Annotated in this window: 11 protein-coding genes; 4 read left to right on the top strand and 7 right to left on the bottom strand. The window is 63.5% G+C overall.

Translation table 11 applies throughout. The features are described from left to right. The first annotated feature begins 144 nt into the window (after positions 1-144). The 4 genes from glnA to ntrC all read left to right on the top strand — a co-directional run bounded on the left by glnA (position 145) and on the right by ntrC (position 5,115). Positions 145-1,554, top strand: coding sequence for a glutamate--ammonia ligase (gene glnA, locus ACMV8A_RS05150; protein ID WP_495324677.1), 1,410 nt, complete (start codon positions 145-147; stop codon positions 1,552-1,554). A 122-nt stretch (positions 1,555-1,676) separates the two neighbouring features. Then, entirely contained in the window at positions 1,677-2,228 is a 552-nt protein-coding gene (locus ACMV8A_RS05155) for a DUF4124 domain-containing protein (protein ID WP_495324679.1), read from the top strand. Positions 2,229-2,488: 260 nt separating this feature from the next. After that, complete coding sequence (glnL, locus tag ACMV8A_RS05160; protein WP_495324680.1) at positions 2,489-3,571, top strand: nitrogen regulation protein NR(II); 1,083 nt, start codon at positions 2,489-2,491, stop codon at positions 3,569-3,571. A 131-nt stretch (positions 3,572-3,702) separates the two neighbouring features. Then, the gene (gene ntrC, locus ACMV8A_RS05165) at positions 3,703-5,115 is read left to right on the top strand and encodes a nitrogen regulation protein NR(I) (RefSeq protein ID WP_495324681.1); all 1,413 of its coding nucleotides are present in this window, start codon (positions 3,703-3,705) and stop codon (positions 5,113-5,115) included. A 38-nt stretch (positions 5,116-5,153) separates the two neighbouring features. Here ntrC and ACMV8A_RS05170 read toward each other — a convergent pair whose 3' ends face one another. Genes ACMV8A_RS05170 through ACMV8A_RS05200 form a run of 7 tightly spaced genes read right to left on the bottom strand, consistent with a single transcriptional unit; the run spans position 5,154 to position 12,457 of the window. Continuing rightward, on the bottom strand, positions 5,154-9,662 hold the full coding sequence (locus ACMV8A_RS05170; RefSeq protein WP_495324682.1) for a LamG-like jellyroll fold domain-containing protein: 4,509 nt from the start codon (positions 9,660-9,662) through the stop codon (positions 5,154-5,156). Between the two features lie 28 nt (positions 9,663-9,690). Further along, complete coding sequence (locus tag ACMV8A_RS05175) at positions 9,691-10,059, bottom strand: hypothetical protein (protein ID WP_495324683.1); 369 nt, start codon at positions 10,057-10,059, stop codon at positions 9,691-9,693. 56 nt (positions 10,060-10,115) lie between these two features. Then, positions 10,116-10,622: an RNA polymerase sigma factor gene (locus ACMV8A_RS05180; RefSeq protein ID WP_495324684.1), complete on the bottom strand. Its 507-nt coding sequence runs from the start codon at positions 10,620-10,622 to the stop codon at positions 10,116-10,118. A gap of 12 nt (positions 10,623-10,634) precedes the next feature. Next, positions 10,635-11,066: a pilus assembly protein MshP gene (locus ACMV8A_RS05185; RefSeq protein ID WP_495324685.1), complete on the bottom strand. Its 432-nt coding sequence runs from the start codon at positions 11,064-11,066 to the stop codon at positions 10,635-10,637. A gap of 7 nt (positions 11,067-11,073) precedes the next feature. Further along, positions 11,074-11,403, bottom strand: coding sequence for a type II toxin-antitoxin system PemK/MazF family toxin (locus tag ACMV8A_RS05190; protein ID WP_495324687.1), 330 nt, complete (start codon positions 11,401-11,403; stop codon positions 11,074-11,076). After that, entirely contained in the window at positions 11,387-11,590 is a 204-nt protein-coding gene (locus tag ACMV8A_RS05195) for a DUF2281 domain-containing protein (RefSeq protein WP_495324688.1), read from the bottom strand. The genes ACMV8A_RS05190 and ACMV8A_RS05195 overlap by 17 nt, the downstream gene beginning before the upstream one ends. 57 nt (positions 11,591-11,647) lie before the next feature. Further along, the gene (locus tag ACMV8A_RS05200) at positions 11,648-12,457 is read right to left on the bottom strand and encodes a prepilin-type N-terminal cleavage/methylation domain-containing protein (RefSeq protein ID WP_495324689.1); all 810 of its coding nucleotides are present in this window, start codon (positions 12,455-12,457) and stop codon (positions 11,648-11,650) included. Positions 12,458-12,462: the final 5 nt, after the last annotated feature.

The following is a 12,462-nucleotide window of genomic DNA, read 5'->3' on the forward strand; positions in this document are numbered from 1 at the left end:
CGGTCCGGCATTACCCTCGGGCCAAGAATTAAGGCTTTAAAAATCATGCGCTTGCCTGATGGCATGGTTCATGCACTTATTTGGACACAAAATTCCGGCCGCTAATCCGGCCAACCTGTTGAGCGCTAACCTGGAGGCAGTGAGATGTCTGGTGAAAATGTTCTGAACATGATTAAGGAAAAGGGCGCGAAGTTCGTCGACTTCCGCTTTACCGATACCCTGGGCAAAGAGCAGCACGTCACCTACCCGGTGCGTCAGATCAGCGCCGACACCTTCACCGACGGCGTGATGTTCGACGGTTCCTCCATCTCCGGTTGGAAGCACATCAACGAGTCCGACATGATCCTGATGCCGGACCCGACCACGGCCTACCTGGATCCGTTCGCCGACGAGCCGATGATCAACATCACCTGCAACATCGTCGAGCCCTCCACCATGCAGGGCTACGAGCGTGACCCGCGCTCCATCGCCAAGCGTGCCGAGGAATTCCTGAAGTCCACCGGTATCGCCGACACCGCCTTCTTCGGCCCCGAGCCCGAATTCTTCATTTTCGACGACATCCGCTGGGGCGCCGACATGTCCGGCTGTTTCGTCAAGATCGATTCCGAAGAGGCTGACTGGAACTCCGAGCGCGTCTATGCCAACGGCAACATGGGTCACCGCCCGGGCGTCAAGGGCGGCTACTTCCCGGTACCCCCGGTCGACTCCCTGCACGACATCCGCGCCGCCATGTGCCTGGCGATGGAAGAGATCGGCCTGAAGGTCGAGGTGCACCACCACGAAGTGGCCACCGCGGGCCAGTGTGAAATCGGTGTTTCCTTCAACACCCTGGTGAAGAAGGCTGACGAGGTGCAGAAGCTGAAGTATGTGGTGCACAACGTGGCCCACGCCTACGGCAAGACCGCCACCTTCATGCCCAAGCCGATGGTCGGTGACAACGGTTCCGGCATGCACGTGCACCAGTCCCTGTCCAAGGGCGGCGTGAACCTGTTTTCCGGCAACCTGTACGGCGGCCTGTCCGAGACCGCCCTGTACTACATCGGCGGTATCATCAAGCACGCCCGTGCCCTGAATGCCATCACCAACCCCGGCACCAACAGCTACAAGCGTCTGGTCCCCGGCTTCGAAGCTCCGGTCATGCTGGCCTACTCTGCCCGCAACCGTTCCGCCTCGATCCGCATCCCGTACGTGCAGAACCCGAAGGCGCGCCGCATCGAGACCCGTTTCCCGGATCCGACCGCCAACCCCTACCTGGCCTTCGCCGCCCTGATGATGGCTGGCCTGGACGGCGTCATCAACAAGATCCACCCGGGCGATGCCATGGACAAGGACCTGTACGACCTGCCGCCGGAAGAGGCCAAGGCCATCCCGACCGTGTGCCATGCCCTGGATCAGGCGCTGGACTACCTGGACAAGGATCGTGAGTTCCTGACCCGTGGCGGCGTGTTCACCGACGACGTGATCGATGCCTACATCAAGCTGAAGATGGACGATGTCACGCGCATGCGCATGACCACTCACCCCATCGAGTTCGACATGTACTACAGCCTCTAAGCGAGACCGCAGTCCGGTTGATCAAGACGCCCCCGCAAGGGGGCGTTTTGTTTGGGGTGTGATGTATGCAGAGCCGTCATCACCGCTGCGCCGGAACAGGGATCCCTGCTATATTTCCACCCATGATGCGCCACATTGTTATCGCCCTGTTGCTCATGGCCGCCAGCGCGGCACTCCATGCCCAGGACAAAGGCTACAAGGTCGTTCGTCCCGACGGTACGGTGGAGTTCTCCGATCAGCCCACCCCGGGGGCGCAGGAGATCACGCTGCCCAAGGCGCAAAGCTATGAAGCGCCGCCACCCCCCCCTCCCGCGCCGGCCGTCGAGCCGACGACACCCCCCGGACCACCCTACAGCCTGTTGGCGATAGCCACGCCGGAGCCGGACCAGACCCTGCACAACGGTGAGACCCCAGTGGGTGTCACGGTGCAGGTGGTACCCGCCTTGCGACCGGGCCACCGTCTGGTGATCCTGTTGGACGGCAGCGAAGCCGCCAGCGGTGCCGGAACCCGATATACCCTCAGCGGCGTGGAGCGCGGCAGCCACGTGCTGGTTGCGCAGGTGCGCGATGGGCGCGGCAGGGTGCTGATGAGCTCCGCACCGGTGACCTTCCACATGCGTCAGCATTCCGTGCTGTTCCCCAAGCCTCCCGCTCCGACGCCACCGGCCCCCTAGCAGCCGGCGCCCCGTTCCGGCTCACCCCTCAATTTGCAGCAGCGCACCAACTTGGTGCGCACGGTTGCGCCATCGACTATGCTCATGTCCATTGTGGTGCGTGCCGGTAGCCGGTGGTGGTACAGAAACATTTCCAGCCCGTGCGTAACCCATTGTTTATTGGATTGTATTTCCGTGGCCAAGGGTTGGCCAGCATTACCCCGAGCCGCCGCCAAATCTGGTTTGGTTCTTGCTTAACTTTGGACATGGAAAATCCGGGCATGCACCCCCCCAGCCTTTATCAGGGCGTGATCGAGAACCTGCACACCGCGGTGCTGTTGTTCGATGACGCCCTGCGTCTGCGCTATCTGAATCCCGCCGCGGAAATGCTGCTGGCCGCCAGCGCGGCCCGCCTGCTCGGCGCCGGTGCACCGCAGCTGCTCCCCAGCAAGCCGTTCAGCCATGCCCTGGCCGAGGCCCTCGCCAGCGGGCATCCGTTTACCGAGCGGGAGCTGGTGCTGGAGCTGGGGCCGGAGCGGCGCGTGACCGTGGACGTGACGGCGACACCGCTCACCGAACCGGGGCGGCGCGAATTGCTGGTGGAGATGACCCAGGTGGATCGCCAGTTGCGTATCACCCGTGAGGAAGGCCTGCTGGCCCAGACCGCCACCACCCGGGTGCTGGTGCGCGGCCTGGCCCATGAAATCAACAACCCTCTCGGCGGCCTGCGTGGCGCCGCGCAGTTGCTGGAGCGCGAACTGCCCAATGAGGCGTTGAAGGAATACACCCGCATCATCATCAGCGAGGCCGATCGGTTGCAAAATCTGGTCAACCGCATGCTCGGTCCCAACGCCCTGCCCAAGCGCCAGCCGGTGAACATCCACGAAGTGCTGGAGCGCGTGCGCCAGCTGGTGCAGACCGCGGTGCCGTCCGATGTGCGCATCGAACGTGACTACGACCCCAGCATCCCCGAGGTGATGGGCGATCAGGATCAGCTGATCCAGGCCATCCTCAATCTGGTACGCAACGCCGCCCAGGCAGTGGGCGAGCACGGCGAGATCATTCTGCGCACCCGCACCCTGCGCCAGTACACCATCGGCCACACACGTCACAAGCTGGTGATCCGCGTTGATGTCATCGACAACGGCCCCGGTATTCCTGCGGAGGTGATGGAGGCGATTTTCCTGCCCATGGTCACCGGCCGGCCGGAGGGTACCGGTCTGGGCTTGCCCATCGCCCAATCCCTGATCAATCAGCATGGCGGACTGATCGAATGCGACAGCCAGCCGGGCCACACCGTGTTCACCGTGTTGCTGCCGATCAATCCCGAGGGTGGCAGGAACGAATCGCGCACGCGTGCATGATGAACATATTTTGCCGCCGAGACGCAGAGACGCGGAGGAAACAATGATCGTAACAACACCGGCCACGGCCAGACGGAAAAACGGCTCTACAGCTCTGCGTCTCCGTGACAGGGATTTCAGGACGGACCATCATGGATAACACCGCAAAAATCTGGGTCATCGACGACGACCGCTCCATCCGCTGGGTATTGGAGCGCGCACTGAAGCAGGCTCAAATGGACGTGCGCAGTTTCGACAATGCTGACGAGGCGTTGCATGCCCTCGACCGCAGTCAGCCAGACGCCATCATCACCGACATCCGCATGCCCGGTATGAGCGGCCTCGATCTGCTGGCCGAGATCGCTGCACGCCAGCCGCAGTTGCCGGTGATCATCATGACCGCCCACTCCGATCTGGACAGCGCCGTGTCCGCCTATCAGGGCGGCGCCTTCGAATATCTGCCCAAACCCTTCGATGTGGACGAGGCGGTGGAACTGGCGCGCCGCGCCATCGCCCATCGCCGTGATCAGGCGCAGGCGCACGGCGCCGAACCCACCAGCCCGGTTCCGGAAATCATCGGCGCCGCGCCCTCCATGCAGGAGGTGTTCCGCGCCATCGGCCGCCTGTCGCGCTCCAACATCACCGTGCTGATCAACGGCGAGTCGGGTACCGGCAAGGAGCTGGTAGCACACGCGCTGCATCGCCATAGCCCGCGCGCGGCCAAGCCCTTCATTGCCATCAACACCGCCGCCATCCCGCGCGACCTGCTGGAGTCTGAGTTGTTCGGCCACGAACGCGGCGCCTTTACCGGTGCGCAGGCACAGCGCATTGGTCGCTTCGAGCAGGCCAACGGCGGTACCCTGTTTCTCGATGAGATCGGCGACATGCCGGCGGAGTTGCAGACGCGCCTGCTGCGCGTGCTGGCCGACGGCGAGTTCTACCGCGTCGGTGGTCACTCGCCCGTCAAGGTGGACGTGCGCATCATCGCCGCCACCCACCAGGACCTGGAAAAACGCGTCAAGGAAGGATTGTTCCGCGAAGACCTGTTCCACCGCCTCAATGTCATCCGCATCCATATCCCCGCCCTGCGCGAGCGGCGCGAAGACATTCCCCTGCTGATGCACCACTTCCTCAAACAGGCGGCGGCCGAACTCGGCGGCGAGGCCAAGCGTCTCGATCATGAAGTCGCCGAATATCTCGCCAGTCTCGACTGGCCCGGCAACGTGCGTCAGCTGGAAAACATCTGCCGCTGGCTCACCGTGATGTCCCCGGGCCAGGAGATCCACATGGAAGACTTGCCGCAGGAGTTGAAGGTGCGGCAGGAAGCGAGTTCCAGCGATGAAGACTGGACCGCGCCCCTGCGCCGCTGGGCGGAGCATCGCCTCGGCCGCGGTGATGAAAATCTGCTCGGCGTGGCCGAGCCGCAGTTCGAGCGCATCATGATCGAAGCGGCGCTAAAGAAAACCGCGGGCCACCGCCAGGACGCCGCCCGGCTGCTCGGCTGGGGTCGCAACACCCTCACCCGCAAGATCAAAGAGCTGGGGATGGGCGGCGACGAGGAGTGATTGACTATAGGGCGGGCCATGCCCGCCGTTCACCGCCCTCAATACCGCTCGCGCAGATAAATATGCCGCGGGCTGCCCTTGTACAGGCCGAAGGTCACCCGGGCCCGCGCCTCATCGTCCGTGCCATCACCGTCCCAGTCGTGCAGCAGCCAGGGATAGGAAACCCCGATGCTGCTGAGCAGATCCACGTAGCCCGTGTGGCCCGCGCCCGGCGCGCTGAACGACAGCCCGGCATCACCGCCGCTCAGCGGCGACGCTGACGCCAGGCTCGCAGAGGTCGAGCCGCCGCCCACGGAGATGGGCGTGTCTGCGCCAACCCAATTGACGCCATCCGTGCTCAGCAGGAGATGGGTATCCGCTGCGAGGCTGGTGCAGCCGTCCAAAACATTGAGGGTGTAGTAGTCGCCCGCCGTGTAGTACTCCGCGTGCAGCGGCATATTGAGCGCCAGCAACTCCGGGCCGTACGTATTCTGGGCACGTAGGCGGCCGAAGCGCAGTTCGGTGCCGGTGATGCTGCCCAGGCTGTAGGCGTTGCAGCTGCCGTCCAGATCCGGGTCGTAGCAGACGCCGTCGGCATCGGTGAAATCCCCGGCCGTGAAATTCAAGGCCACATCGGCCTGGAAGGGGACGTGCGGCGCGGCCAGTTTCTGATACTGCAACTGCACGCCGCTCAAGGTCGCCGTGCCGATACCGTCGCTGTCCGCGGTGCCGCTCCAGGCCACTGTCCCGGCATTGGCGGCGGTGAGGTTGAGCGTGGTGGCCGCGTTATTGCTGTAGCTGCGGCCGCCCAGCGTCGACGCCAGGCGCCAGTACGCCCCACCGTAATTGGTCGTCACCGTGCCCATGGTGTTGAGCGCGGTCACGGTGAAAACCGGAGCGGTGGTGAAGCCGAAGGGCTGGCCGAGATAAGTGAAGCTGGCATTACAGGCAGGCTGGAACGTCGGTGCGTTGTTGCTGACGTTGAGGCGTGCCGGAACGAAACGGCCAAAGCCGCTGCTGCCAGTGGTCTGTGCGACAGGGTTGCTGCCGATGGAGCAGCCGTATTTCCCGCCGCTGAGCGTATTGGAAAATCCGCTGTTGCAGTCGTCGGGCTGATCCACCAGGGTAAAGGTGGTGTCGTATACCGCCTGTGCGTTCAGCCCGAAGTGGCCCACTTCGTTGTAGGTGAAGTTGTTGCCGCTCGCTGTGCCGGAGATGGCGGATGCGGCACCGAAAGTGCCGCTGAGAGCACCGGCGTTGGGCGTGCCCACTACCTTGGTGTTATCGATGAGCGGCGTGCCGTCGTAACCGGCAACCGCAGCCGCCGTGAGATTGAACGGTGCACCTGCAGCAATGACGGGTACGGCGCCCATGCCGACGTTGGTGGCGTTTGTGGATGAAACCGTAAACGCCTGCGGGCGGATGGCGAAGTTGTCGGTGGAGCAGGCGGGCGCGCTGGCGCCCACCGTGGCGCGTACCCGCACATTGCGCGCCGCAGCGGGATAGTTGAACGACACGGATTTGCGCCCGGCATCGCCAGCTACATAGGTGATGTTAGTGGCGGCAGTCAGACCTGAGCCGGAGGGGCAGGCCGAGCTGGAGGTGTCCACCAGATCGACGGCGACGGTGCCCGTATAGGTCGTGTTGAGGGTCGTCGAGTTGAGCAGCGCGAGCACGTCGATGTTGAACGGCACACCGGCCAGTTTGGTGTAGATCGGTGTCTGTGGCATCGCGCCAGGCTCCACCGCGTCGAAGGCGCAGGAGGCGGCAGCAAAATTCATCTGGCAGCTTTCCCCGCTGCCGTTGAAGCAGCGGGTGGCATAGGCCGGCGTCGGCACCACGCTGTTGGTGCCGAGGGTGATGGTGCCCGGCGTGTTCCAGCTCAACTGCCGCGAGGCGATGCCGCCGCTGAAGGTAAAGGTGTTGCCGCCCACCCAGCCGTTGGGGGAAAGATTGACCGTCACGTTGCCGGGATACAGGGCTGTGCAGTCGGCGTCCATGCACGCACGCAGGGTGACCCGTTCCGGTGCACAAATGGAGCCGCTGCCGTCGTGCTCGATGCGGATGTGATCGAAGGTGCCGGAGCAGGAGCGGCCCAGGGTCATGTCGGCGACTACCTCTTCCGGACTCAGTTCGAAGCTGTACAGCTTGACCTCATCGATCATGCCGGCAAAATTTCGAGCCGAAAGAATGCTGCATGCGGCACCGGTGGCAACGTCGCCGCCGATATAGAAGTTGCAGTTGTTCGGTTGTAAGGAGCCCTGCCAGTTGTTGGTGTTGCCGTCCATGACGCCGTTGATGTAGATGCGCTGCCTGCGCACGCCGGCCGACGAGTCGAATGTGATCGCCACATGGGTCCACTGGTTCAGCGGAATGACGGTGTTGGAGGTAAGCGTGGACGCATTCCACCACCAGTAGAGCCGGCCCTGTGGGTTGAGGTGGAATTCATAGTTCACGTCGTTGGACAGTATCGAGTACAGGTCGCTGGAGCCGGACGGATAGGCCGTCGGATAGATCCATGCTGAAGCGGATAGCTGTGTCGTGTAGTCAAACAGCGGACTGTCCGCCACTTCGACGATGGCCTGACGATCAAAGAATGCCGCGTTGCAGAAGCCACCGATGACGCCGGGATGCTGGGAAACAATCGATGGCGTCGGGTCGACCACATTGGTGGCGCTCGACGTGGGAGACGGTATGCGCCGTCCATGCAGCCCGGTGCCGCCACTGTCGATCACCTCGCCGGGTGTGCCGTTCCACGAGGCTATCGGCTCGTCCATACGGAAATGCGTCACGGCGCTGGCTAGCACCAGGATGGAAGCGCTGGCCGGCGTGGCGCCCGGTGCTGTCACGGTATTGGTCAGTGGTCCCTGCTGCGACAGCGATACGGCCAGGGTAAGCTGCGCACCGCCCTTGGCGGGGACGCTGGGGATGGTCCACGTTACCGTCTGGCCCACTACGCCGACGGAGCCCAGGGTAACCACATGGGCCTGGTGAGCCATACCTGCGGGCAGCACATCGGTAATGACAACGTCGGTGAGGGGGTCGTCGTATGGATTGCTGGCCGTAATGGTGAATGTCACCACGTCGCCGACGACGGCTGCCGCTGCACTCGCCGTCTTGGTCAGCGTGGGTGCCGGCGGCACCAGGGTGTAATGCGGCCCCACATAATTGCCGTTGCCGGCGCCCGCTCCGCCCAGCGGCGTGCCGCGCGCGGAAACAATGGAGTCATCATCCACCAGGTTGAGTCCCAGCGTGCCGGTGCTGGCGGTGCCCGAATTGGCCGTGACGGTCCACGTTGTACCGCTGCCGCTGACCGAGGTAAGGCTCGAACCGGCGGCACCGCCCGCCTCCACCAGTGCGAAATCTGAACTATCCACGCCGCTGACGGGAACGTTGAAGACCACGTTCCAGGTCACTGCGGTGTTGGGTATGGTCGGATCGAAGCTGCCGAGGCTCATGGAGGAAACCGCAGGCGCAGGTATGCTGTATACCTCGCCCACAAACGGCACGCCGGCGACCGGTGGCGTAACGCCGGTGGTGTTGGCCATGTTCAGCCCCAGCGTTCCGCTGCCGGTCCCGGTGCTGGCAGTGACGGTCCAGGTGGTGCCGCTGCCGCTGACGGCGGTGATGGCTGGCGCGCCCCCCAGGCCGGAATTGACCAGGGTGAAATTGCTGCTGCTCAACCCGGAGATCGCGCTGCTGAACGTTACCGTCCAGGAAACCGACGGCGCGCCGGTGGGGTTGGTGTCGGCGCGGGTAATGGCGGTTACCGTCGGTGCAGGCTTGAGGGCAAGGGTGAGAAAGGCGTTGACGACGTTATTCGTGATGGAGGCCGTGGTGTTCCCGGTCGGACCGGCCGTGGCCTTGACGCCGTCCCATACGGCAAAGCCGCCGCCGTTGCCCCCCGCCGTACCGCCGTCGGTGCGCTCGGTGATGCCGGTGAGATTTGCGTTGGTCTGATTGCTGAAATGGGCGCTGGCATTATCGCGGTCATGGGCAACGGCCTGCACGATGAGTGTGTCATCAGCGGTTGTAGTCACCCCGCTGACGGTGACGGTGTTGGTTGAAGCGGTTTTGACGCCGCCCCCCGTGACGTCCCAGGGGTTGCCCGAGGTGATAACGCCGCGATAGGTAAGTATGCGGGCGTAGATATGATTCGCGGCGGACAATGTCGGCGTCGGCATGGACGTTGATGTCGCCCTGGCCCAATAGACGGTCAGACGGGTGCCGCTCGTTCCAGATCCTGTTGCCTGCGGGCTGCCGGGGACCTCGGCAAAACCGGCGGGAGTGGTCAGCGTGACGTCACGGCCCTCGGCGGTTTCAACGAACAGGAGCGCAATATCGTTGATTTGATGTGCTGGCCACGCCGGCGATACCGAATAGGTGGTTGTGTTGTTGTTGTTGCCACCGGCTTCGACAGCGGCTCCGGCTGCCTGGTAGGTAGGGGCCGCGTGTGCGACGGACAGGGCTGCCGCAACGAGGAGCAGCAGGACGGTTGAGACCAGGCGCATCGGCAGCGGTGAGATGGTTATCGGTGCCAGATTCGGTTTCTTTTTGTCCAGATGCATTGTTGTTCTCCAGCCCAAGGCCATCGAGCTATCGCCGATAAATGATAGCGGGATTCGTCTGTGTATCGCCTTCCCCATGCGCACCGGGGGTTGCGGGTGATGTGGCAGGCGATGAGGCGGATGATGGCGGCACGGTGTCCGGCGTCGGCCGCGAGTCGACAGATAGCGCCGGAACATCGTGCGCGGTGGAATGATGCGCGATCCAGTAGCCGCCTCCCGCCGCCGCCGCGCCCGCTGCAGCCAGCAGCAGCCAAGGCCAGGCGACACGCCGTTGTTGCAGCCGGGTGACCGGCGCCTGCTCCAGCCGCGTCAGGATGGCGGCCAGGCGTGCCGCGTCCGGCGCGGCGGTCGCCGCCACGGCGTCGTGTATGGCCTGTTCCAGTCGGTCGGTTTTCATCATTCCATCCATGCAGGCGCCCGATGCCTCACCAATAGCGTGGGCCGCGCCCGCCTTTACGATTCCAGTACGCCACGCAGCTTGTGCAGCGCCGCCGCGGCCTGTCGCCGCACCGTGCCCTCCGGCAGGCCGATGGCCTGGGCGATTTCGGCGTGGGTCAGTCCTATCCAATAACGCATGAGCAGCAGATTCTGTTCATCGCCGTGCAGGGCATGCAGGGCGTTGCGCACACTCTCGCCTGCATAAAGGTCATCGGCCGGTGCGGGGATGGCCGCCAGTTGGCCCGGATCGAGGGCGAGGGGCCAGTGTTGCGCGCGCCGGTGCAGGTCGATGCGCAGGTTGAGGGCGATGCGGTAGAGCAGCGGCAGCGGCGGCGCGGCGGGGTTCTGGCACCCCGTCTGGATGAAGCGCAGAAAGGTTTCGCTCAGCAGGTCGTAGGCGGTGTCCGCGTCGCAGCCGCGGGCGAGAAAGAATTTCCACAGGCGTGGCGCTTCCTGTTGATAAAACTGGCGGAAGGCGGCGTGGTCTTGTTGTTCACAATAGCGCCTGATGAGTTGATCCACATCCCTCATGGCCTACGGCGCGTTGGTGACGGTAACCGTGATACGCCGCGCCGCATAACCGGGCTGGCCGAAGCCCGGCGTATGGGTCTGGGCGAAGGCGGTGATTTCATAGACGTTGTAGTTCTCGCCCGCTTCCTGATGGCTGGAGCAGGAGTCCAGTGTCACCGTCACGGAGAAACCGTCGAGATCGCCCCCGCTCAGGCTGCCGCTGAGGGTGGCCGGTGTGGCGGGACACACGGCCAGGCCCAGCGCGGTGGCGATACCCCACTCCGTTCCGCTGCGCGCCGCGTGATAGGCCTTGGCGCCCTGCAAGGCATGGAGGGTGGTGAAATGCTGGGTGCCGCTGAGGCTGATCATGTAGGCACCGAGGGCGCCCAACACCACCAGCAGAAACAGGGCGCTGACCAGGGAGAAGCCGCCTGTATGTCGCTGGGTTCGACTCATGCCCGTGCTATCGGCAACCGAAGTGCGAGCAGTAAGAGGCCATGACTTCCTTGAATACTTGTGGCTGTAATCGACCGAAGGTGCCGGATATCACGGATTCGTGGAGTGTATAGACCTTATTTACCCGGACCCAACTGATCTTGGGAAGTACGCCCTCAAGAAAAGAGGCATCTTCCAATTGAAACGCCGCTTCGTGATGAGGGCTGGAGGTTATGGCGAGACACACCATGTCACCCAATGCATCGGGGTTAGTCAGGATCAGAACGGGGCGGCGTTTCGTCGCCTGCAAGTCAGTGAACGGAAAAGGAACCAGCACGACATTACCGGGTTGGAACATCGTTCCACACCTCATCTTCCGTGTTGTCCCACAACGTTTCCATGCTGCGTTGCTGCGCCTGCATCAGGTTATTGGCTTCAGCGCGCGCCAGACGCTCTTTGAGGAACTGTGTGAAATCGAGAACCTCCTGCTGCAAGGGCTCAGGAAGCTGCTGAATCTCGCCGATAAGTTTGTCCGCAGTAGTCATGGTTGCCTCCTTACAGCGATAACGGCCATGGCCCGTGCATATCCAGTCTACCTCTGTTCATGGCACGTTATCCACATGCACCTGATGCAGCAGGCGCACGGACTCCCCTTGGTCGGTAACGGTCAGCGCCAGGGTTACCAGCCCGGCGCGGGTGGCTGTGCCGGCGCTGTAGGTGAAGGTGCAGCTGTCCACATGGCGCGTCACCGGCGTGCCCGCGCCCGCTCCTCCCCCGATGGGGTAGACTCCATAGCGGTTGAGCGCCGTGCCCTCGCAACGGTAACTGATGGCGCCGTCCACCAGAAACACGCGCTGGCGCGGCGACTCATAGGCGAATTGATGGCCGCTGCTCAAGGTGATGGTTTGTTCGTTGGGATTGGCGGGGGCGGCATCGTTGCCGATGGTGATGTTGCCTGCCGGCGTGATCACCGGGTCAAGGCTGTAGGCATCCGCACCGGCTATGCCGAGGTTGTAGATAACAAGATGATGGCCGGCATGGGTGCCTGTAGGCAGAAACTGGCCGAACACGTTGAAGCTACCGTCCGCAGCGTTGAAGTTCAGCACCTTGTCCGGTGTGCCGGGCGGCGCGGCGCGATAACGCGCGCCCTGTTTGGTGTTGATCATCTCGATCTGTGTACCGCCGGCGACGCGGATACTGTTGGGCAGGGCGCGGCGTATGTCGCGTGCCATCAGGCGCAGGGCGGACTCGGCGGCGTCCACCAGTTCGGCGCGGCGCGACAGGTCCATGTAACCTTCCACCGGGCTGCGGATGAACACGCCAACCACGGTGGCGATGATGCCGGTGATCACGATCACCATGATCAGTTCGATCAGGGTGAAGCCGCGGAGCGTGCGTGGCGTGATTTGCATGGCGG

The organism is Sulfurivermis sp. (assembly GCF_059410345.1).